The sequence below is a fragment of the Cysteiniphilum marinum genome (assembly GCF_014857925.1).
Taxonomy (GTDB): Bacteria; Pseudomonadota; Gammaproteobacteria; order Francisellales; family Francisellaceae; genus Caedibacter; species Caedibacter marinus.
Window position 1 is genome coordinate 36043 of the sequence record NZ_JACYVZ010000011.1, and the last position, 23140, is coordinate 59182.

The following is a 23140-nucleotide window of genomic DNA, read 5'->3' on the forward strand; positions in this document are numbered from 1 at the left end:
CTAAACTTCTACATACGCAGCATGTTTAACAAAATATAATAATCAATCTTATATCCTAAGATTGATTAGCGCCTATAACCTTATCTATTTTTTATGATTACACTCCTTATCCGTGATAGTATTATATTCATTATAATTGATCGATTACATAATCATTAAGGCAAGCCTTATGGGTGCTCATGACCTACAATTTCGTAAAGCTTTCTCAGATCCAAATATGTTTAAAGTGGCATGTGAAATTTATTTGCCCGAGGACATTAAAAAGAAGCTTAATTTCTCAACTCTGAAATTAAGACAAATGAGTGGCGCGTTTATTCGCAACCTTATCATACTGCAATACAATATTGATCCTGATAAAGATGCAAAGCTATTTGAGCAGTTAAAGGAAGAAATCGGCGATATCGTGTATAGTTGCGAAACATATGACGATGCCGAAGTATTGTTAATTGCCCATAGTGAGCATCAAAGCACACCAGATAAACATTATCCTTTGCGTAATGCATTATATGATATATCAGCGCTTAAAGATTTTGTTGAAACTGAAAAACCAGACAAATACCCTTTAGTTGTAAGTTTTCTTGCATATCATGGTAAGCCTTCACCATACCCTTACACAACTGATATTATTGAAAACTTTGAGCATCAGGAATTAGCGCAAAAGTATTTTCTAAAGCCGGTTTTGATCGATTATCGGCAATCAGCTGATGAAGAGCTGTTGGAGCATGGTGAGATCTCTGGGCTTGAAATTGCTTTAAAGCATACCTTTGATGAACAGGTTGATGATAGTGTCATCAAAAACTTAATGCATGGATTGCAAAAATGCACTAGAATCGAATTAAGACGTGACTGGTGGATGTATGCATTGCGATCATGGGAAACATCTGCAGACACGATGATTAAAGAGTATAAAGAGACCTTAAATGAAGAGGAAATTTTTGTCATGACAGCAGCACAACAACTCGTAGAACGAGGTGAATTAAAAGGCAAAAAAGATACAGCGCGTACTATGCTTAATAAAGGCTTAGATGCAAGGTTAGTTACCGAGTGCACAGGGCTTGAGCTTGATACTATATTGAAATTAAGAAATGAAATAGACAGTAAGACTCAACACTAAATTACCATTTTTTAACCACAATCGTGGTCGCAAAACAGGAAATCACTGTTCTGCTTATTTAAACAGTACTGCACATAATTCTAGGTAATATATTTTCAATCAAACTTATATAATATAGCTTTGTACGTTAGTCAGGTTATTATGTTTAGCAAATAAAAAGAAAATTAAGACACGAAATAAATCAGGGGGATGTAGTGTCATAGATTGAAAAGCGTAAATTCCTTGTTTACTTAACAAGTTATACTTTATCATATGATGAATTTGTAGACTGTTTAGAATATCTAGCTAAAGCCAATAGATACCTTGCTTTAATATAAAATCACATTGTTTTTTTAACCATTTTTTCCAGAGAATAGCGACTAAAATTAATCAGTTCGAGATAAAGTTAGTTAACGATGCTAGAACCTTTATATGTAAAGGCTTTTAGATCGATCATCCTATGAAATATTGACAAACTTCACTCTATGACACCATGCCCTCATAAAGGTTAATGAGAGCGCGCCAAATCGCTTAAGCTTCTAAAGGCGATATTGACTGATTCAAAGTTTGGTTCATCTGTACGCATATCTTCAATAAGTCCATTCCAGCGCGCTAAATAACTGCTGTTGGTACTCAACCAATACTCGACTTTGTCATTGACGTCATCGATATCTTTGGTAAATTCAATGACACGTCTGACCAAGCGGTATTGCAATTTATCAAGATCGTCACGTAAGGCCGATGTTGATAACGTACCCCAGTATGACTGCTTACCACCTAAGTGATTAATGCAACTTCTAAACCAAGACAACCATAGCTTTTGATTAAGCAGTATAGCAATCTTTTCAAATGATTTACTTTCTTTGGAGACCTCAATACTATGTGCTAAGTCCATCACAGATGTTGCCATCTTAAATGATAACACCTGATCAACAATTGTTTTTGGCACACCAGCATTAATTAAAGCTGTCGCTTTATCTTCAATTTTTTGCTTCTCTGATGGAATTAAAAGTCTTGGAAATACCTTTAATGCACTAGGCGCTGTATGTCGATACTTAGCAATCACCTCAGCAATTGGAAAACCTTTAGGTTCATTACGTAAAATCCAGCGACAATTACGACGCACGAATCTGAATAAGATCTGTAAACATTTCTGAATGCTTTCAGCGCTTACTTGCCCGCTTAATTTCTCCGCCTTTTGCCATAGCTTATCCAAAGAGAAAATCTCAACCACAGCAATAAACGCTTTGATAATATCAGCAACTGACGCCCCTGTTTCATCGTATAGACGCTGAATAAAAGTAACGCCCATATGCAACGTAACCGCGTTAGTGATCTGTGTGGCGATAATCTCACGCTTTAGTTTGTGCCCTTGCATTAAATCCGCGTATTTCTCACGTAACACTGTTGGAAACTCCCACAATAAGAAAAAGTTAAAGTGAGGATCATCTGGTAAGTCAGATTTCAAGATCTGCTGTTTAATCATCGTTTTGGTATACGCCATAATCACAGAAAACTCTGGTGCTGTTAGGCTTTTGCCCGATAACGCACGTGATTGTAGCATCTTATCGGTTGGTAAATACTCAACTTCACGATCAAGCTGCATCTTACGCTCAAGCTCACGCATCAAACGTGCATATGATTCGACAAAATAGCGCTCTTGTGACTGCAACTCATTAGCAATCGTGCGGTTTTGACCATAGTTATTTTGTAACACCAAATGCGCGACATCATCCGACATCTCAGCCAATAATTTATTGCGGCTACTTTCGGATAACTCACCATTTTCAATCGCCATATTCAGTAGAATTTTGATGTTTACCTCATGATCTGAACAGTCAACACCCGCGGCATTATCAATCGCATCAGTATTGATTGAGCCACCTTTTAAGGCATATTCAATACGCCCTAACTGCGTGCAACCTAAGTTACCACCTTCACCAACAACCAAGCAGTTTAAATCACGCCCATTAATGCGCACTGGATCATTGGCACGATCACCAACGGCTTCATTACTTTCAGTATGCGCTTTGACATAAGTGCCAATGCCACCATTCCACAGTAATTCATAATCTGCTTTCAATAATAACTGAATTAATTTGTTTGGTTCCAATTCATTCGCATTAGTCTTCAACAGTGCCTTCATTTCAGGACTTAATTGAATGCTCTTAGAGTGACGGCTAAATATACCGCCACCTTGTGAGATAAGCTTTTGATTGTAATCTTCCCAGCTTGAACGCGGTAAATCAAACATGCGTTTTCTTTCTTTATAGCTTGAAGCGGCATCTGGGTTTGGATCAATAAAGATATGCATATGGTTAAATGCACCCACTAAGCGAATATGTTTGGATAGTAGCATACCATTACCAAATACATCACCCGCCATATCTCCTATACCTACGACCGTAAAGTCTTCAGTTTGGGTATCTTTACCTCTTTCTCTGAAGTGACGTTTCACTGATTCCCAAGCACCGCGAGCGGTAATACCCATCTTCTTGTGATCATAACCATTAGAACCACCTGAAGCAAAGGCATCTCCTAACCAAAAATCATACTCCATCGCCACACTATTAGCGATATCAGAGAAGGTGGCCGTACCTTTATCTGCCGCAACCACTAAATACGGATCATCTTCATCATAGCAAACGACATTTTGCGGTTTAATGATTTCATTATTTTTAATGTTATCGGTAATATCTAACAATGAGCCAATAAACATGCGATAGCAGCTAATCGCTTCTTCCATCACCGCTTCACGCCCTTCTAGAATGGGCAATCTTTTTGGTAAAAAGCCACCTTTTGCACCCAATGGCACAATAACCGCATTTTTAACTTGCTGTGCTTTAACTAATCCTAATACTTCGGTACGGTAATCTTCTTTCCTGTCTGACCATCTTAGACCACCACGCGCGACTTTAGCACCACGCAAGTGAACCCCTTCCACACGTGGCGAATACATGAAGATCTCAAACATTGGCACAGGTTTTGGCATTTCGGAGATTTTTGATGGAATCAACTTAAATGAGATATATTCCTTATGCTGATTATTCGCATCTTTTTGATAAAAGTTCGTTCTTTGTGTTGCTTCAATCGCCTCTTGTAAACGACGTAATAGCTTATCTTGATCAAGGCTTGCAACATTAATGAGTTTTGCAGCCAATATCTCGCGAACATCTTTTGCTATAGCATCACGCTTTTTTTGTTCATAAACAGGGTTAAAGCGTGCATCAAATAACGACACCATCAAGCGAACGATCTGGGCATACTCGATATAAGTATCTTCAATATACTGCTGGCTCAAACGCACACCAATCTGTATCAGATAACGCGTATAAGCGCGCACAATCGCCACTTCACGCCAATCAAGACCCGCATAAACAATAAGTGAATTAAATCGATCATTCTCAGCAACACCTGACCAAGTAACCGCAAAAGCTTCTTTTAATTTATCAGTTACTTCAGCAATTTCAACGGGCTTACTGGTCAATAAGGCAAAATCCGATAACCAAACAAAGCCACCAGATTTAGGCTTAATCTTATAAGGACGCTCTTCAGCTACGGATAAACCAAAGTTTTCTAAAATCGGCATGACCTGACTTAATTGTACTGCCTGATCTTTTAAAAATAATTTAAAGTGCAAACGGTCACCAGATTCTTCAAGCACTTGATACAAACTCATCGATAAGCGATTTTTGCGTGCCTGTTCAAAATGCACAATATCAGACACTGCTTTACGTGGAATATAATCATCCTTATAAGCTGAAGAAAAGGCTTGTGCATATTCTTGGGCATAAGATCGCCCTTTGTTTTCGCCAAACTCTTCAATTAAATCATCAAATAGGTAATCGCTCCATTGGCGCTCAACACTCTTGATTTTATCTTCCAGTAATTCTAAATCAACCTGCTCTACTGGCTCGTTACCATCAAGATAAACCGTAAAGTCAATTCGGCACAATACACTTTCTAAGAAGTTTGTTTTAAAAGTCGTGCGTTGACCATTTAATGTTTTTAACAAAATACGCTCAACACGTTCTCTGACCTCTGAGTTATAACGATCTCTTGGCATGTATAACATACAGAAATAATAACGGCTAAACTGATCCTTGCGTACAAACAACTTCATGACTTGACGTTCGCGAATATGATAAATACCAAGAGCCGTGTTAAACAACTCTTCATCTGAGCTTAAAAACAACTCATCACGCGGATAGGTATCGATAATATTACTTAACGCCTTATAAGCATGACCAAACTGCCTAAAGCCCGATTGCTTTAACACCATTTCTTTACGCAAACGCAAAAAGGGAATATGTTGCGGTGATGAATGATATGCCGTTGATGTATACAGACCAAGTAAGCGTTTATAACCGGTGATTTCACCTTTTTTGTTATAAATTGCCACTGAAATAATGTCCATATACGCAGGGCGATGAATCGGAGAAACCTCATCAGATTTAGCAACCGTTAAAATAGCATCAACATTCTTATTGATATTTAGATTCTTCTCATAGATATCATTTAATGCGGTAATATAATCATCATTGACTGAAAACAAACCCAGTGCCGAAGGTTTCTCAGCAACAAATACCTTTTCACCTTTTACCGTTTTTGCATTAAATGCACAATAGCCCAAAAAGATAAAATGATCTTTCTTTAAGAACTCTAAAAAGTCGATTGCTTCTTCATAGTAGTTTTGCGCGACTTTATCTTTAGGTTGATGCACCTCTTTGATCATCGTTTGCAACTCTGCCTTCATTGGCTCGAAATCGCGAACAATTGCTTGAAGTTTTTCATAGTTTTCAGCAATTTTTTGCTCAATCGCCTTAAGTGTAACTTTATCGTCTGTTTGACGATCCACTTCCATGATGACCAAACAGGTTTTATCCTTATTGACCACACTCTTATCATCTGCCACATTATCCGTCAATGCGACCAAATCGCCTTTGGCATCACGCTTTAAGTCAATACCACCAATATTCATCATAAAATGAATACCAAGGCCCATGGATGACATCAACATCATTAACGTATCTACGATAAATGGAGAATCCTGACAACTTAGCTCGATAACCGTATGACGTGACACCCAGCCATTTTGCTCATATACTGGGTTATATGCACGAATCAGTGCCTTTCCTTCGGGATTTTTGTAGATAAATTTCCAAAAAGAAATAATCGAACCATATAAATCTAATAGCTCACGCTGATGAAGCTCATCTTCTGATATCACGCGTATATAAGCTTTTAATAGGGATTCGAGTACTGAGGCATCCTGCGTTGAAAATTTCTCATTGAACATGCTTGTTAACTTCTGAATAACCGCTTGCGTTCTCTCGTTGTAGTGCATTTTTAACCTACTGTTTTGTTTTGACAAAATACGCATGCATGATAAGCCAGTTTTGCCTGTCCCTCAACAGTAAGTTCTGCCTAAAATAGAGTTTTTTTACCTATCTGTTGTATATTTTAAATTTACTTGACTGTTAGGGAAAACTCAGGGTAATGACACGCTCAATACAGGTTAACTATAATATTTCTCCAAATCATCGGCACCACCGATATGCTGACCATCAATATAAATTTGCGGTACAGTTTGGCGATTAGTTAACGCCTTGACGGTGCGCATTGAAGCGCCATGCCCCAACACGACTTCTTCATAGCCTTGATTATGATCATTAAGTAGCTTTTTGGCACGTTTACAATGTGGACACCCTAGCTTAGTAAAAATGGTTACTTCTTTCGGCAATTGCGCATTAGGTGCAACAAACTTAAGCATCGTATCCGCATCAGAGACTTCAAACGGGTCACCTGCCTTATTTGGCTCAATAAACATCTTGGCAATCACGCCATCTTTTACAAGCATTGAATAACGCCATGAGCGCTTACCAAAACCTAAAGCCTCTTTATCAACCAACAGTCCCATTTTCTCGGTAAATTCACCATTGCCATCAGGGATAAACTCGATATTCTCGGCCTTTTGTTCTTTTTTCCATGCATTCATCACAAAGGTATCATTGACTGACATACAAACAATGCGATCAATACCATGCTCTTTAAATACTGGAAACAGCTCATCAAAACGCGGTACATGTGCTGATGAGCACGTTGGAGTGAAAGCACCTGGTAATGAGAACACAATAACATTTTTACCTTTAAAAATATCATCGCTTGTCACATCCTGCCACTGACCATTTTGCATGGTTTTAAACGTAACATTGGGTACTTGTTGATTTTCTAAATTTGGGAACATTTATTGACTCCTGTTTTATTGATTTTTTCGTTATTGGTTAATGTTAATTGATGCATTTAGACTATGTATTTGTGTCTTATGCACTTGTTTTGCCATTGTAGATGTTGCATAAAAATCTGTACCTGCTAACGCAAGATTACTACCTAACAACATAACACTGATTGCGATGCTTATGCTCTTTTTCATACTTATCTTCCCTAGTGCTCTTTTGTGATGTCAACACTATAACAAACGTTCAAGCATGTGATAAATATATTATAATTTAATTATTGATCAGTTTTATTTATCAACCAACACTTTACTAAACTAAAGTTACTAAAACAATGATCATCAACAATATCAATAAAAAACACACAATAAACTATCGACAGCACCAATATACTCATGTATCGTTACAAAAATACAAAGTTAAAACATGTTTAATCTTAAAAGGATAACTATGAATACCCAAAACTTTACCAGCAAGCATGGCATTGACGTACAATATCAAAAAACACCGTGCCAATATACAACCTTGAGTCATATTACTGAAGCCTTGCATCAATACAAAGGCATGATGCTTTCTTCAGGGATTGAATATCCAGGGCGTTATAATCGCTGGGAGCTTGGGTTTTATAATCCACCTGTTGAGATTATTGCTTATAGCGATCATGTTGTTTTTAACGCGCTTAACCCACGTGGTGTTATCTTGTTACAGCTTTTAAAGCCAATTTTTGCGGGCAACGCCCATGTCAGCTTGGAAAAGCACAATGAACTTACCTTGACATTATCAATCCATCTATCCAACGAAACATTCAGCGAAGAAAACCGCAGCTTACAACCTTCTGTAGCTTCCGTGTTACGTATTATTAATCAAGAATTTGCACCATTAAAAGATAATATGCTTGGGCTTTTTGGCGCATTTGCTTATGACCTTATTTTCGCGTTTGAAGCGATGCCTCTAACGCAAACACGTGCTCAGGACAGTAAGATTTATCACTTGTTTTTTGCTGATCACGTTTATGCTATTGATAAACAAAAGGATCAAGCTTTTGAGTTAACCTTAGAGTTTAGCCAGCATCAATTGAGCACAAAAAACAGCTCAACTGATGCTTTTAAGCTACTGACCACTGATCAAACAGACTTCAGCGCACAATCAACAATTGAGACCTCAATCTCTGATGAAGAATATGCCCAACTTGTTGAAAGCGCCAAAGAAGAAATGAAAAAAGGCAATATCTTTGAAGTCGTCTATAGCCGCCTATTTAAAGCACGTGTGTCAGGCTCTCCTGAGCAATTATATACGCGTTTAAAACAAATGAATCCAAGCCCTTATGAGTTTTTCTGTCAATTAGGCGACGAGCAAATCATCGGCACCTCTCCTGAGATGTTTGTGCGCTGTGAAGGCAAAGATGTTGAATCTTGCCCAATTTCTGGCACCATTCGTCGTGGTAATAACGCAATGGAAGACGAGCTTAAAATTCGTGAACTCCTGAATTCTTACAAAGATGAAGTCGAGTTGACGATGTGTACCGATGTTGATCGCAATGACAAAGCGCGTATTTGTGAGCCTGATAGTATTGATCTGATCTCAAGACGCACGATTGAGCGTTATGTCGGACTTTTCCACACTGTTGATCATGTAAAAGGCGTCTTATGCGATGGTTATAATGGTCTTGATGCTTTCTTAAGTCACATGTGGGCAGTCACCTTGACTGGTGCGCCTAAAAAGCGTGCGGTAAGCCTAATTGAACACAATGAAAAGCAACCGCGCAATTGGTATGGAGGTGCAATTGGCTGTTTGGGGTTTAATGGTGATATTAACTCAACCATCACTATTCGCACCGTACACTTAAAAGATAATATGGCACATTATCAATCAGGCGCTACTTTAGTATGGGATTCAAACCCACAGGAAGAAGCACAAGAGACAATCACCAAAGCCACGACTTTTTATAAGGCTTTAGGGCAGTTTAATCCCAAAGCAAGTCAAGACACATGGCAAGCACAGCGCTTTGATCAAATCAAAGCGATTATGATTGATCACGAAGACTCTTTTGTGCATACCTTGGCAAGCTATTTTCGTAAACTGGGTGTTAAGCTTACCACCTATCGCACGGGCACTATTACTACTGATGAAATCATCAAACAAAAACCTGATTTAGTGATTTACTCACCAGGCCCTGGCACACCAGATGATTTTAAGCTGCCGCAAATGATTAGAGCCATCACCAAAGCAGGCATCCCACAATTTGGCGTGTGCCTAGGCCTTCAAGGCATGTTTCAAGCCTTTGGCGGCGAACTTACCTATCTTGATAATCCACATCATGGCAAAACTTGGAAACTGATGCATCAAAGTGATGTTTTTAAAGATGTACCACAACACGCTGAGGTCGCTGCTTATCACTCAATCATTGCTGATCCAACGACCACACCGGATTGCTTGAGCATCATTGCTACAAATGAGCATCAACATATTATGGCAATACAACATAAAACTCACCCTGCTATTGCCGTGCAGTTTCATCCTGAATCAATATTAACCTTAAAGGATAATGGTGGGATTAAGATTATTCAGAATGTTTTAAATTCATTGATCGGTAGATGAGAAGTATTGCAGCTCATCGAGAATAAGTTAAGTTTTAGCTCCCTCACCCGTACAGCTTAAGTTGTACGACCTCTCCCACAAGAGAAGAGGTTATTTATACATCACCACATTACAAATCCTCAGTCTTAAACTCACTATAACCTTCATAGTAATAGCTAATATCTATGCCTTTCATAAAGAGCGCCCTATCGTTTATTTGCGTGGTTAATGCTTGTTTGAGTAAAACTTTGATTTCAATGTCCTTAACCACACTGCGCTCCATTGCCGATAAATACTCGTCTTTATCTGCTTGATTCCAATCAATCACATACTGAACTTCTTTTTTTAGGATTAAATCCAGCCAAATGCGTGTTACACGCCCGTTACCCTCTCTAAATGGATGTGCGATATTCATCTCAACATATTTTTCGATAATCTCATCAAAATTGGTTTGTGGCATGGCATCGATATATTTTAATGATTGCTCAAGATACATCAAAGGTGCAAAACGAAAATTGCCCTTGGCAATATTCACCTCACGAATTTTTCCAGCAAAATCATAGATTTCTGCAAAAAGATAAGCATGGATATATGATAATCCCGCGAACTTGCCAACTTCAACTTGATCAATATCACCACTGATAAATAACTGTTTGGCCTTCTGCTTACTTATTTTTTCTTCTACTTTAGCCAGTTCTAGTTGATTGGTGATATTCAATTTATTTGCCTTATTTGACAAAATCATTTTTGAGATTCTCCAAATTAGCCACGTTAGTCGAGCGTCCAGCTTAAACTGATTTTCCTATAAAATAACTTAAATCTTTACCATTAAGAATACTTGCTACAGGTAACATTTTTTTGCCTGGGAATTGTAACGAACCAATATTAACAATACCGTCTTGCGCCTGAATTTTAAGACCCTTTTTATCTACGCCGATAATAGAACCCATCGCCGAATTTGACATCTGATGCATAATATCAATATCAGCAAACTTGACTGCTTCGTTATCAATCATCATATAAGCACTTGGCCAAGGACTAAAGGCGCGAACTTTGCAATCAATTACGTGACAAGGATTATTAAAGTTAATCAATCCTTCTTCTTTAGTCAGTTTATGGGCATAGGTTGCACCCTCAGGCTGCACTTGCGGGTTTAATCTATGCTCTGCCATCTCTTTAAGCACAGCACATACAGCAGGGACTGATAACTCTGCCAAGCGATTATGTAAGCTCAAACTAGTGTCATCAGCTAAAATGGGTGTTTCAAGCACATGTAAGATATCACCAGTATCTAGACCCTCATCCATCTGCATAATGGTAATACCAGTTGTTTTGTCCCCTGCTTCAATCGCGCGCTGAATGGGGGCAGCGCCTCGCCATTTTGGTAAAAGGGATACGTGAATATTAATGCATCCCTGTTTAGGAGTTTCCAGTACCACCTTTGGCAATAACAAACCATAAGCAATAACCACCATCACATCGGCATTTAAGTCTGCTAGTTGCTTGATTGCTTCAGGCTCTTTTTTGAATGATAATGGTTGAAATACAGGGATTTCATGCGCCAAAGCGCAAGTTTTAACTGGTGAGTATTCCAGTTTCTTACCGCGCCCTTTGGCTCGATCTGGTTGCGTGAAAACGCCAACAATATTGTAATTTTCTTCAAGCAAGCTACTTAGCACATGTGCTGAGATATCTGGCGTACCAGCAAAGACGATACGTAACGATTTAGGATTATTTGACATATATTTTGAAAAGACTCAATAAGATTAATGATAAGCGTAAGCGTAAAGATTAGCACCATCCAACGGTCCAGTATTGCCTGAAGCCACACAATTGCCAATGACTTTGGTGGCACCATACTGCGCTGCCACTTCTTTGGCTTTTTGCACATTTTGCTCACACGCTGCTTGGATTTCTTTTTTACTGCTATAATGTGTATCAACACGGATAATACCAATCGGTGATTCATTAAGCCCGCTAACCACAGGCACCGCCTTTCTTAAGTTCATATCTTCTGAGGCATAAAACTGTACATCCTGAAGCTTGACCGGCGAGTAAATTTCTTTGGTTTGTGGCAAATACACTGCATGCGCTTCGTATTTTGTTTTAGGGACAATCGCCCAAAAAAAGCCAATCACGGCAATTAAAATCCCTGCATAAATAATATTTTGTTGAAAACGACTCATAACAATCAATAAATCAATACTCTAAGTTTTAATTAGCGCGTATCATAGCACAGTCAGCTTATGATAAGCTATACCACTTACTGCGCTATTTGCCTGCCAATGCGCGAATCACCAAGAAGATTAAAAACGGTGCACCAATTAAAGCGGTAATTACACCAACAGGAATAATCATTGGATAAAGCAAAGTTTGCGATAAAAACTGGCTGATTAGCATTAAAATCGCACCACACAAAAAGCTGCTTGTCAGCAAATACTTCATTTTATTCGTGCCAATACACATTCTGGCAATATGAGGTGCAACGAGCCCTAAAAAGGCAATAGGACCAGCAACTGAGACAATGGCAGCAATTAAGAATGCCAACAATATAATCAGTTGAATCAGTAATTTTTTAACATCAAGTCCCATCATCATTGCTTCAGATTCACCCAGACTCAATAAATCAAATGCCTGATGTCTATAGTAGGCAAAACTGCAAAACACCAAGGTAATCACAGTTAATAATATTACCTGTTGCCATGTTATATTGACGAAGCCGCCAAACTGCCACAAGGTGATTTGCTGCAAGGTTTGCGCTTGACTAAAGCTCATAATTAACGCCGTTAATGCACTAAAAATCGCTGAAACACCAACACCAAGCAAAATCACTATGGCGATATTAGCAAGGCGATCTTGGAAGCTAACCACCAATAAAAACACAATAAGCACAATAAATGCGCCAAACACACACGCAAGGAAAAAAAGCAAATACGAATAATGTGTCAATGTCACAAAATAAGTAGGCAAGACAAATAACAGCATCAACCCAACAAATTGGCTTCCCGAGGAAACCCCTAAAATACTGGCATCGGCTAAGGGATTACGTAATACCAACTGCAAAATGGCACCACTTACACCCAAGCCACCACCGACAAGCGTTGCTGCAACCCAGATAATTAACTGATATTGCCAAAACAACTGACTCGCCAATGAGCTATTTAAATGCGCATTATGAGCATACGACAGTGAGCTCACGATAACAAACAGTACGAGCAACAATAAGCCCAACATGATATTAAAGCCAACAACTCTACTTGCCTGTTTCATTTCTTTATTTTTCTCACTTTATTTATCTGTGTTTGCAACTTTTTCGCCCTTTCATCATAATTTACCACCTAAAGGCATAATTAGCCTTGCCAATTATCATGATATTCGTTATAAAATCGATATATTTTAACGATGCAATAATGCATTTGCGCTACCATTATTGGTAAAGTGCGACAAAATAACAAGGGAAACAAAATGCCGGCAGCTTTTCAAATCAAGGGAAGTCTCTTTACGTTGAGCGTATTACAGATATTGAGCACAGATCTTGAAGATATTGAAAAACAAATCACGACCAAGATAAAACAAGCGCCGCAATTCTTTAATAACACCCCGATGGTCATTGAATTAACCGCTTTAACAAGCGGGCTCACGATCGAATTTATCGAAAGTTTAACTGAAATGTTAAGAAAACACACATTACTTTCCGTAGGCTTTAGATTACCCGATCAAACACTAACTGATGCCTTACAAGCAAAGGGTTTTCCAATCTTCAAAGAAGGTAAAAACATCCCCGCGCCGACAGTTTCCGTTAATAAGGTTTCAACGTCACAACACAAAATTATCAACTCACGCGTGCGCTCAGGTCAGCAAGTGATCTCACAAAATGGTGATTTGATTATTTTATCATCCGTCAGCTCAGGCGCTGAACTGTTAGCCAGTGGTAATATTCATGTATATGGCACATTACGTGGACGTGCCATTGCTGGATTAGATGGTGATACCAATGCGCGAATTTTTTGTCACAAATTAGAAGCAGATCTTGTATCAATTGCAGGTCAGTATAAAATTTTTGAGGAGCCTGTTGAGCCACTTGGAAATGACAATAATGGCTATCAAATACAGCTAAAAGACGGTACAATCATGATCAGCCAAATTTAGGCTCCCCCATTTTTTTAAGAAAATAACAATTGAATCAAGGATTAAATACTGTGAGCACAGATTCCAAACAAACCAAAAAAAATGCCAAGCCGCGCGCCACAACCGTGGTCATCACCTCAGGTAAAGGCGGTGTTGGCAAAACCACAACAAGTGCCGCGATATCATTAGCATTGGCCATGAAGGGCTTTAAAACCGTTGTTATTGATTTTGATGTCGGTCTTAGAAATCTTGATCTTGTCATGGGCTGCGAACGCCGTGTTGTCTATGATCTAATCAGCCTTATCAATAAAGAAGCAAACATCAATCAAACATTGATTAAAGATAAGCGCTCTGAGAACCTTTATATTCTACCTGCCTCACAAACGCGCGATAAAGATGCGTTAACCGAGGCTGGCTTAGAGGGCATCATGCAAGAACTCAAAGAAAGTTTTGACTATATTATTTGTGACTCTCCTGCGGGGATTGAAAAAGGCGCATTAATGGCAATGCTCCATGCCGATAAAGCGATTGTTGTTACCAATCCAGAGGTTTCCTCTGTTCGCGATTCAGACCGCATTATTGGTGTGCTATCCAGTAAAACACGCAAAGCCAAAGAAAATGGTGAAGCTGTTGATGCTAAGCTTTTGATCACACGCTACGACCCGACACGCGTTTTACAAGGTGAAATGTTGTCTCTTGATGATGTTAAAGATGTATTATCTACCCCTCTATTAGGTGTTATTCCAGAATCCAAAATGGTATTACAAGCATCCAACTCAGGCGTGCCCGTAACCGCTTACCAAGACAGTGAAGCCGGTCAAGCTTATATTGATGCTGTTGAGCGCTTCTTAGGTCATGATAAACCACTACGCTTTATCACCGCAGAAAAACCTAGTCTTTTAAAGCGACTATTTGGAGGAAAGTAACATGGGATTGTTTAATTTTTTTAAAAAGCCTGTCGCAAAAAATAGCGCACACATTGCTAAAGAACGCTTACAGATCATCGTATCACATCAGAGAAATGAAGCTCACTCTGGCATTAAAAAACCAGACTTTATCAATAAGTTGCAAGATGACATTCTTGAGGTTGTCAAAAAATACGTCCATATTGGGCATAATGACATTAAAATTGACATCGATAGCCAAGGAGACAGATCCGTTCTTGAGCTTAATGTCACCATTCCTGAAGAGTCAAACCAAGCCAAGCAAGCATTAAACGCCTAATGTCTTACGATCACCTTGCTGTAAGTTTTGATAAAGTCGCCTTTTTCCGCGGTGAAAAGTGCATTTATAAAAACCTAACATGCCGCATCCCCAAGGGAAAAATCACCGCAATATTAGGTCCCTCAGGCACTGGCAAAACCACCCTTTTGCACCTAATTGGCCGCCTGATAAAAGCCAAAAGCGGTGATATTCGTGTACTTGATCACAAGCTTAATTCATTAGATAAGAAAGCATTACTGGCTTTACGTAAAAAAATGGGGGTTTTGTTCCAATCAGGTGCCCTCTTCACGCAATTATCAGTATTTGATAATGTTGCCTTCCCTTTGCGTCAAAACAGTAACCTAAGTGAACGCCTCATTCATAACTTAGTATTAATGAAGCTGCAATCTGTTGGATTGCGTGGCACAGCCGACATGCTGCCTAGTGAGTTATCAGGCGGCATGGCTCGACGCGTAGCCCTTGCCCGCGCCATTGCATTAGACCCTGATCTTATGCTTTATGATGAGCCATTTACTGGTCAGGATCCTATTTCTTTAAAGGTAATTTTAACCTTGATAAAAGAGCTTAATGATGCGCTGCATATGACATCTGTGATTGTCTCACACGATATCGATGAGGTGATGAGCATTGCTGATCATGTCATTATCATTGCTAATCAACAAGTGATGCTTGAAGGATCACCTGAATTTATCAAAAACAGTAAGGATCCATTTGTCTCACAGTTTCTATCCGGTAGCGCAGACGGTCCGGTGGCATTTGATTATCCTGCGCCTAACTTCTTAAGCACATTGCAATAAATGAGGAAGTGATTCATGCTAAAAATAATCCAAATGCTTGGTCGCAACACCTTAAACACAATAACCAATCTCGGTGAGTCTATATTACTGGCACTTGAGATGACGTTTGGTCGCTGCAATCCACGTAGCATTATTACGCAAACCTATCACGTTGGCATCAATTCGGTTTTGATCATTCTGGTTTCAGGTTTATTCATTGGTTTTGTCTTAGCACTACAAGGCTTTTATACACTTGCTAAATTCAGCGCTGAATCAGCTTTAGGTCCAATGGTTGCCTTAAGCATTATTCGTGAGCTTGGACCCGTGGTCACTGCTTTATTATTTGCTGGACGCGCAGGCAGCGCACTGACCTCTGAAGTGGGACTAATGAAAGCCACTGAACAACTTGCTAGCCTTAATATGATGGGCGTTGACCCCGTGCGTTTTATCTTAGCACCTAGGTTCTGGGCATGCGTTTTAAGTGTGCCTATTTTAAATTTGTTTTTCTCAACCGTCTCCATTTGGGGTGGGTACCTTATTGGTGTCAAACTATTGGGTCTTTTTAGTGGTACATTCTGGGGCAACATGCAAGCTTCAGTATTATTTTATGATGATGTGATGAATGGTATTTTAAAAAGCTTAGTATTTGGCATTGCCGTTGCGATTGTCTCGCTTTATCAAGGCTATAATTGCCGCGCTAATTCCGCAGGTATTGCCCAAGCAACAACAAAGACCGTTGTCTATTCCTCTTTAGCAATTTTAGGTCTAGACTTTCTAATGACCGCCTTAATGTTCAAAGGAGTTTAAAAATGTATAAGAAATCTTACGAGCTATTAGTAGGTGTTTTTGTCCTTCTTGGCATTGCTGCACTTATCTTTATGGCGTTAAAAGTCAGTGGACTATCACTTTCTGGCTTTGATAATAGCTCTTATCAAGTCAAAGCTCAGTTTCAAAACATTGGCAGTTTGCGCCCGGGTGCTGCAGTACGTATTGCCGGTGTTGAAATCGGCAAAGTAAACAGTATCACGTTAACACCGAACTACAATGGATTCGTTGCTGATGTTACTTTAAACATCAACAAACGCTACAACAACATACCAAGCAGCTATGGCGCCGCCATTGATACAAGCGGCATTTTAGGTGATAGCTTTATTGCCTTGCACCCATCCAATATGGACATACCTGGGTTATATAACAGTAAATACTTAGCAAATGGTAGCACGATAGAGTTGTCAAACACCTCTTCAGCCATTAACCTAAACTCACTCATTAATACCTTTGTGTCAGGTTCTGGAGATAAAAAATGATCCATAAAACCAAGAAAATAATAACCTTTGCAAGCGCCACTTTAATGCTTGGCAGCATGCAACTAAGCTTTGCAGCCGACGCTAAACCTGCAACAACTGTAACAACCTCAACCTCTGCGGGCACAAAACCCACTGCTGTGGTTAGCAACCCCGCAACAAACACCGATCCGGTAACATTGTTGCAAAAATCTATTGTTGAAACACAAAAAACATTGATTAAATCAAAAAATGAATTAAGTCAAAACCCCAAAGAACTTATCCAATTAATTGACACGCATGTAATGCCACTTTTAGCGACAAATATTATCGCTCAACTATTGGTTGGTAAGGGGCGTTGGCAAACTGCTGATAAAAAAGAACACCAACAATTTATCGCTGAAATTACACAAATGTTAGCTTACTCATATGCTGAGAATATTGCTCAGGCGGGTAATTATGATATTCAAATATTTCCTTTCAGTAATAACTCATGGCAAGGACAACGTTTAATCGTTGTAACTGGCAAAATCATTAATTTGCAAAACCAATCCTCTTCTGACTTGAGTATTAAAATGTTAAATGAAGCAGGAAAAGGTACTGCGGCCAAGTGGAAAATCTATGATCTAGCGGTCGCTGGGGTCAGCATATTAGACAACTTCAGAGCACAGTTTAAAGACTATAAAACCCTTAAAGATATTAACCTTGCCATTGAGAAAAAGAACAATGAGCTTATCAATAAAAAATCCAAATAGTTTTACCCTGCAAGGTAACCTTAATTTTAGCAACGCTTCAAGCATTGAAAAAGAACTAGATCATGCACTCAAATCCGTAACGTCAACACTAGCAATTGATCTTAATGATATTCAAGAGATTGATAGCGCTGGCATTGCACTTCTTATGTGTATTATCCATCACTGTCAGAGTAATGACATTAAGCTGAAGTTTATGGGTCTTGTTTCAGAAAATGCTAAATCATTGATTAACATCCACGGTTTGGATAATCTATTTTCACCTTTTATTAAACAGTAACAAATAAGAGATTATAAATCATGAATACAATCGAATTAAAAACCTTAATCGAAAATAAACTAGGTGCTAACACTACCGCGCTGATTGAAAGTGATGATAATGTACACTTTAATGCAACGATTATCAGTGATGTTTTTAACGGGGTTTTAAGTAAAGTCAAACAACAACAGATGGTTTATGCTGCAATTAATGAATATATTGCTTCAGGTGAGTTACATGCTATCGCTATGAAAACATATACACCTGAAAAATGGCAAACATTAGCTAAGTAAACTTAATAATTGGAGTATCACAATGTCAACAACCGCTTGGTCAATACCGATTATTGTGATGATGATTCTTACCATCGTCAGTGTTTTTATCACCCTATTTAGTCGCATTCAGGCCATTCGTAAAAGCAAGATTACATTGAATGATTTACGGACAATGGATTTTTGTAAGAAAGAACATCCTTGGCTTGAAATCACCTCAAGACATCTTGATAACTTATTTCAAATGCCGGTGCTTTTTTATATCTGCTTTGTCATTATCTTGCTCAATCCAGAGCTCATGCAGATCAGTTATTTTCTCATCCTTGGTTGGCTATTTGTCAGCTTCAGAATCATTAACTCAATTATTCATTTAACAACGAATAATTTAAGCTTAAGACTCTGCTCATTTCTATTATCAACTGCTTTTTTATTTACAATAATTCTAATGCTACTGATCGAGTTGATTAAGCTTCATTAACTATCAAATCTTAATTTTTTCTGTCAATCGTAAAGTATTGGTGGTCAATTGACCAAGAGCGATACAGTACGTTATAAGTATTGACAGAGACAGCATTAAGACTTGATTGATAAAGCGTTTCATAAGCTTTTGCCGCATTACCATCTGTAGGACCCAAGAGCTCAATGTTGTATTTGCGACACCATTTACGCACAGTGGTGGTTTTAAACCCAAACTTACCAGCAACGTCCTCATAACTTAAGCCTTCGCTTGAGTAACCCTTTAGCACTTCCTCTGCTGGTCGCCCATACTTCTTTGATAGAATAATTTCAAAGCTCTGAGAATATTGATTTGCCATTATTTTACTACTCCTTCCTCCATCTAAACATCGTGTTCATTCTTAGCTTCATGCTGATAGTCACCTTAAGACGTTTAAATTTCTGTTTACTTTATTTACTTCTGTTTATTTTCGTTTTTAATTACTTTATGTAATTTAGCTTCGCACTATCATTGATAACCAAAGTTACGGCATCCGTCAAGCATTTCACGCAAATAATCATTAACACACCCTCGACTTGTTCAATAAGCGAGCAACCCCATGCACTCCAGCATGATTGCCTAGATGCGCTGGCATAATTTTCACTTCTTTATAAAAAGGTAATACGCTCTCATGAAAATGTTGCCTTAATGCTTCGATAAAGAATGACTCCTCTGAAATCGCGCCACCAATAATAATCAATTCCGGTGCTAATATATGTGTCAATGAAATGAGTCCAGCAACAACCTGATGCAAATACGAGTCAAAGACTTGTAATGCAATAGGGTTTTTATTAAATAACTGTTCTTTAAAGTGTGTTATGCTTACCTCCTTACTTTGTGTTGCAGCGCAATATTTTTCTAATAAAGCTTTGGCTGAAGCATAACCTTCCCAAGCTCCTGACAGCATGTTTCTTGCTTTGTCATTATTTTGTTGATTATCTTGTGCATTTGTCAGCAGATAGCCAAACTCACCTGCCGCATTATTAAACCCACGATACAATTGACCATTAATAATAATCGCACCGCCAATACTGGTGCCTAAAGTTAAAAAGAGATAATTCTGACAGTGATTATTCCGCCAATAAATTGCTTCACCGATAGCCGCAGCATTAACATCATTTTCAATCACGACAAGCTCAACACCTGTTTCTTGTTTAAAACGCTCGACTAATGGGTAATTTTCTAGTGCTTTGACATAAGGCGAACCAAAGGCAATACAACCTCTTTGAGGGTCTACAATTCCATGACACGAAAAACCAACACCCACAATATGATACGTATCCTTTAATTCTACAAAACGCACAATAAACTGCTGAAGAAGCGCCTCAGGATCGATGATTTCTCCTGTGTGATACTTATCTGATACAACGATATTTCCCGCTAAGTCAATCAATGCATATTTGGTATAAGTACCCCCTAGGTCAAAACATAGATAACTCTTCATACTGTTAGCGATCTTTACTTAAGAATTGATGGCATTAGCATATACCGCTTCGACTATTTCAGCCAATGGAAAGCAGAGAAACCATTTAACTTTTGACTTTTTTGAACAAAACAGCAACAACTGATTGAAAACGTTAAGACAATCCTTTAAAATCTTGCCACCTTTTAGGCTGAGTTTATGCAGTTTTCCAGTGAATGCAGTAAACTCAATGTATAACTAACCACTGGCTTAAGATATATTGGAACTAAACCATGACTGAAAATTTTAAAGACCTCTTTGAAGCTTCACTAAAAGAAACTGAAATGCGTGTTGGCAAGATCATTAAAGCAACTATCGTTGCGATTGATCGTGAATTTGCTTGGATTGACGCAGGTTTAAAATCAGAATCTATTGTTTCTCTTGATCAATTTAGAAATGACCAAGGCGAACTTGAAGTTGAAATTGGTGACCAAGTAGATGTTGTACTTGATGCATTAGACAACAGCAACGGTGAAACACGTCTATCTCGCGAAAAAGCAAAACGCATCGAAGTTTGGGGTGCGCTTGAGAAAGCATGTGATGACCAAGAGACTGTATTGGGTCGCATTACAAACCACGTTCGTGGCGGCTACACAGTTGAAGTTAAAGGCTTACGTGCGTTCTTACCTGGTTCTCTTGTTGACGTTCGTCCATTGCGCGATATCTCTCATCTAGAAGACAAAGATATCGAGCTTAAGATTGTTAAACTTGATACTAAGCGTAACAATATCGTTGTTTCTCGTCGTGCGGTTATCGAAGCTGAGACGCAAGAAGATCGTGAAGCATTGTTCGAAAAATTAAGCGAAGGTTCAGTTGTTAAAGGTGTTGTTAAAAACATTACTGACTTTGGTGCATTTATCGATCTTGGTGGCGTTGATGGTTTATTACACATTACTGATATGTCTTGGAGCCGCATCAAGCACCCTAGTGATATGTTAGCGCTTGGTGATGAAATCGATGTTAAAATCATCAAATTTGATAATGACAAAGGTCGTATCTCTCTTGGTATCAAGCAATTGGGCGAAGATCCTTGGGCGAGCGTTGCTGAAGAGCTTGCTGTTGGCACTAAGCTTATGGGCAAAATCACTAATATTACTGACTACGGTTGCTTTGTTAAGCTTAAAGAAGGCATTGAAGGTCTTGTTCATACATCTGAAATGGATTGGACAAACAAAAATGCTAACCCACACAAACTAGTTTCTTTAGGTCAAGAAGTTGAAGTTATGGTATTGGAAGTTGATGCTTCACGTCACCGTATTTCTCTTGGCATGAAGCAATGCATCATCAACCCATGGCAAGCATTCGCCGATGCGCACAAGCCAGGTGATAAAGTTAATGGTAAGATCCGCTCTATCACTGATTTTGGTATCTTCATCGGCTTAGATGGTAATATCGATGGTCTGGTACACATTTCTGATGTTGCTTGGAACAAAGCTGAAGATGTTGTAAGCCAATTGAAGAAAGGTGAAGAAATCGAAGCAGTTATGCTTTCTGTTGATATCGAGCGTGAGCGTATTGCCCTTGGTATAAAGCAGCTTTCTGATGATCCATTTACACAATACACCTCTGCAAATGACAAAGGTGCTAAAGTCACTGGTGTTATCACTGCTGTTCAACAAAACGGTGCTAACGTTGAGCTTGCACCTGAAGTAGAAGGTTTCATCCGTGTTGCTGATATTTCACGTGAGCACGTTGAAGATGCCCGTCATGTTCTTAAAGTAGGTCAAGAAATTGAAGCCCGCGTTAGCAATATTGACACTAAGCGTCGCAGCATCAACCTTTCTATCAAAGGCCTAGATGAAGATATGGAAAAAACAGCTAAAACAAATTACAAAGCTGAACAAATGGCGCCAACAACCATTGGTGACTTAATCAAAGAAAAACTGAATAAGTAAGCAGTAAGTAATACCTTAAGGCAACGACCACGTTGCCTTTCTTTTTTTACTTACCTTATCTTTATTATTGAATTAAAGGATTTAATTTATTTTGCGAATCATGTCGACACTTTTACCCAAAAAACTTTTAACACCCAGAAAAGCGTCAAGATGGTTTGTGCTACTTCCTATTTTTTTTATTTTGTTAATTACTACGTTATCATTAAACGCTTGTACACATCATTCCTGTGAAGAAAATGATAACTCTACACGCTATATTTCACTGCTATTAAATCAATACATTAACAATAACTATCTTGAGTTATTAGAAGAAATTCGCCATAAAAAAGGCGTTACAGCAATTTATTTTGCCTCACGCGACAGAGTTACCCTACCTTCACAAACAAAAATTCAACAGTGTTGGGTCTCAACAAATAATTCAGAGCATGCACAACCTGCTTTTAAAACAATGTCTGATAACTCATTTTACACCTTAAGCAATAACAGTAACGCACCTTGCTATTTAAACATGGTTATTGACTACAATCCTTCAAACAAGCTATGGGATGTTCATGTTTATAACTTCAACCCTGATCAATTACCGTTTTCTTGGGTGTACAAACAGGTGCTAGGAAATATTGAGGTTGGTTTATATAATCTAACCGTTTAATTTGATTCAATTCGCTTTAGAATCAAACACTGCAAAAT

General features: G+C 38.6%; 23 protein-coding genes. 14 read left to right on the forward strand and 9 right to left on the reverse strand.

Going from position 1 to position 23140, the window contains the following annotated elements:
- The first annotated feature begins 169 nt into the window (after window positions 1-169).
- Window positions 170-1114 carry an Rpn family recombination-promoting nuclease/putative transposase gene (locus IE867_RS07105; RefSeq protein ID WP_192484076.1) on the forward strand — a complete coding sequence of 315 codons (945 nt, stop codon included), beginning with the start codon at window positions 170-172 and terminating at the stop codon, window positions 1112-1114.
- A 487-nt stretch (window positions 1115-1601) separates the two neighbouring features.
- On the opposite strand, the gene IE867_RS07110 is transcribed toward IE867_RS07105, so the two are convergent.
- The 3 genes from IE867_RS07110 to IE867_RS07120 form a co-directional block, all read right to left on the reverse strand.
- The gene (locus tag IE867_RS07110; RefSeq protein WP_192484077.1) at window positions 1602-6440 is read right to left on the reverse strand and encodes an NAD-glutamate dehydrogenase; all 4839 of its coding nucleotides are present in this window, start codon (window positions 6438-6440) and stop codon (window positions 1602-1604) included.
- 171 nt (window positions 6441-6611) lie between these two features.
- On the reverse strand, window positions 6612-7340 hold the full coding sequence (locus tag IE867_RS07115) for a glutathione peroxidase (RefSeq protein ID WP_192484078.1): 729 nt from the start codon (window positions 7338-7340) through the stop codon (window positions 6612-6614).
- A gap of 30 nt (window positions 7341-7370) precedes the next feature.
- Window positions 7371-7526, reverse strand: a complete 156-nt coding sequence (locus tag IE867_RS07120) for a hypothetical protein (RefSeq protein WP_192484079.1) — start codon at window positions 7524-7526, stop codon at window positions 7371-7373.
- Between the two features lie 253 nt (window positions 7527-7779).
- Here IE867_RS07120 and IE867_RS07125 point away from each other — a divergent pair, with 253 nt between their 5' ends.
- Window positions 7780-9927 (forward strand): anthranilate synthase component I, encoded by a 2148-nt coding sequence (locus IE867_RS07125; protein ID WP_192484080.1) that lies wholly within the window; start codon window positions 7780-7782, stop codon window positions 9925-9927.
- Window positions 9928-10036: 109 nt separating this feature from the next.
- Here IE867_RS07125 and fic read toward each other — a convergent pair whose 3' ends face one another.
- From fic to IE867_RS07145, 4 genes are all read right to left on the reverse strand, one after another.
- Window positions 10037-10651 carry a protein adenylyltransferase Fic gene (gene fic / locus IE867_RS07130; RefSeq protein ID WP_192484081.1) on the reverse strand — a complete coding sequence of 205 codons (615 nt, stop codon included), beginning with the start codon at window positions 10649-10651 and terminating at the stop codon, window positions 10037-10039.
- Between the two features lie 43 nt (window positions 10652-10694).
- On the reverse strand, window positions 10695-11648 hold the full coding sequence (gene fmt, locus IE867_RS07135; RefSeq protein WP_192484082.1) for a methionyl-tRNA formyltransferase: 954 nt from the start codon (window positions 11646-11648) through the stop codon (window positions 10695-10697).
- Window positions 11649-11672: 24 nt separating this feature from the next.
- Window positions 11673-12092, reverse strand: coding sequence for a Francisella virulence factor A (gene fvfA, locus IE867_RS07140; RefSeq protein ID WP_192484083.1), 420 nt, complete (start codon window positions 12090-12092; stop codon window positions 11673-11675).
- Between the two features lie 85 nt (window positions 12093-12177).
- Window positions 12178-13176, reverse strand: a complete 999-nt coding sequence (locus tag IE867_RS07145) for a FecCD family ABC transporter permease (RefSeq protein WP_192484084.1) — start codon at window positions 13174-13176, stop codon at window positions 12178-12180.
- A gap of 195 nt (window positions 13177-13371) precedes the next feature.
- Here IE867_RS07145 and minC point away from each other — a divergent pair, with 195 nt between their 5' ends.
- Genes minC through IE867_RS07195 form a run of 10 tightly spaced genes read left to right on the forward strand, consistent with a single transcriptional unit; the run spans window position 13372 to window position 19078 of the window.
- A complete protein-coding gene (gene minC, locus IE867_RS07150) occupies window positions 13372-14055 on the forward strand; it encodes a septum site-determining protein MinC (RefSeq protein WP_192484085.1) in 684 nt (227 codons plus the stop codon).
- A 50-nt stretch (window positions 14056-14105) separates the two neighbouring features.
- Entirely contained in the window at window positions 14106-14960 is an 855-nt protein-coding gene (gene minD, locus IE867_RS07155) for a septum site-determining protein MinD (protein WP_404826256.1), read from the forward strand.
- A 1-nt stretch (window position 14961) separates the two neighbouring features.
- Window positions 14962-15258, forward strand: coding sequence for a cell division topological specificity factor MinE (minE, locus tag IE867_RS07160; protein ID WP_192484086.1), 297 nt, complete (start codon window positions 14962-14964; stop codon window positions 15256-15258).
- Window positions 15258-16055: an ABC transporter ATP-binding protein gene (locus IE867_RS07165; RefSeq protein ID WP_192484087.1), complete on the forward strand. Its 798-nt coding sequence runs from the start codon at window positions 15258-15260 to the stop codon at window positions 16053-16055. The genes minE and IE867_RS07165 overlap by 1 nt, the downstream gene beginning before the upstream one ends.
- A 15-nt stretch (window positions 16056-16070) precedes the next feature.
- A complete protein-coding gene (gene mlaE, locus IE867_RS07170) occupies window positions 16071-16841 on the forward strand; it encodes a lipid asymmetry maintenance ABC transporter permease subunit MlaE (RefSeq protein WP_192484088.1) in 771 nt (256 codons plus the stop codon).
- Between the two features lie 2 nt (window positions 16842-16843).
- On the forward strand, window positions 16844-17341 hold the full coding sequence (gene mlaD / locus IE867_RS07175; RefSeq protein WP_192484089.1) for an outer membrane lipid asymmetry maintenance protein MlaD: 498 nt from the start codon (window positions 16844-16846) through the stop codon (window positions 17339-17341).
- Window positions 17338-18072, forward strand: coding sequence for an MlaC/ttg2D family ABC transporter substrate-binding protein (locus IE867_RS07180; RefSeq protein ID WP_192484090.1), 735 nt, complete (start codon window positions 17338-17340; stop codon window positions 18070-18072). The genes mlaD and IE867_RS07180 overlap by 4 nt, the downstream gene beginning before the upstream one ends.
- Window positions 18044-18349 (forward strand): STAS domain-containing protein, encoded by a 306-nt coding sequence (locus IE867_RS07185; RefSeq protein WP_192484091.1) that lies wholly within the window; start codon window positions 18044-18046, stop codon window positions 18347-18349. The genes IE867_RS07180 and IE867_RS07185 overlap by 29 nt, the downstream gene beginning before the upstream one ends.
- A gap of 20 nt (window positions 18350-18369) precedes the next feature.
- Window positions 18370-18621, forward strand: a complete 252-nt coding sequence (locus tag IE867_RS07190; protein WP_192484092.1) for a BolA family protein — start codon at window positions 18370-18372, stop codon at window positions 18619-18621.
- Window positions 18622-18643: 22 nt separating this feature from the next.
- Window positions 18644-19078: an MAPEG family protein gene (locus tag IE867_RS07195; protein WP_192484093.1), complete on the forward strand. Its 435-nt coding sequence runs from the start codon at window positions 18644-18646 to the stop codon at window positions 19076-19078.
- A gap of 10 nt (window positions 19079-19088) precedes the next feature.
- On the opposite strand, the gene IE867_RS07200 is transcribed toward IE867_RS07195, so the two are convergent.
- Window positions 19089-19415 carry a helix-turn-helix domain-containing protein gene (locus IE867_RS07200; protein WP_192484094.1) on the reverse strand — a complete coding sequence of 109 codons (327 nt, stop codon included), beginning with the start codon at window positions 19413-19415 and terminating at the stop codon, window positions 19089-19091.
- Window positions 19416-19616: 201 nt separating this feature from the next.
- Window positions 19617-20540, reverse strand: a complete 924-nt coding sequence (locus IE867_RS07205; protein WP_192484095.1) for an ROK family protein — start codon at window positions 20538-20540, stop codon at window positions 19617-19619.
- A 251-nt stretch (window positions 20541-20791) separates the two neighbouring features.
- On the opposite strand from IE867_RS07205, the gene rpsA reads away from it, so the two are divergent.
- Both rpsA and IE867_RS07215 read left to right on the forward strand, forming a co-directional pair.
- A complete protein-coding gene (gene rpsA, locus IE867_RS07210; protein WP_192484096.1) occupies window positions 20792-22453 on the forward strand; it encodes a 30S ribosomal protein S1 in 1662 nt (553 codons plus the stop codon).
- 157 nt (window positions 22454-22610) lie between these two features.
- A complete protein-coding gene (locus IE867_RS07215) occupies window positions 22611-23102 on the forward strand; it encodes a hypothetical protein (RefSeq protein ID WP_192484097.1) in 492 nt (163 codons plus the stop codon).
- Window positions 23103-23140 lie beyond the last annotated feature (38 nt).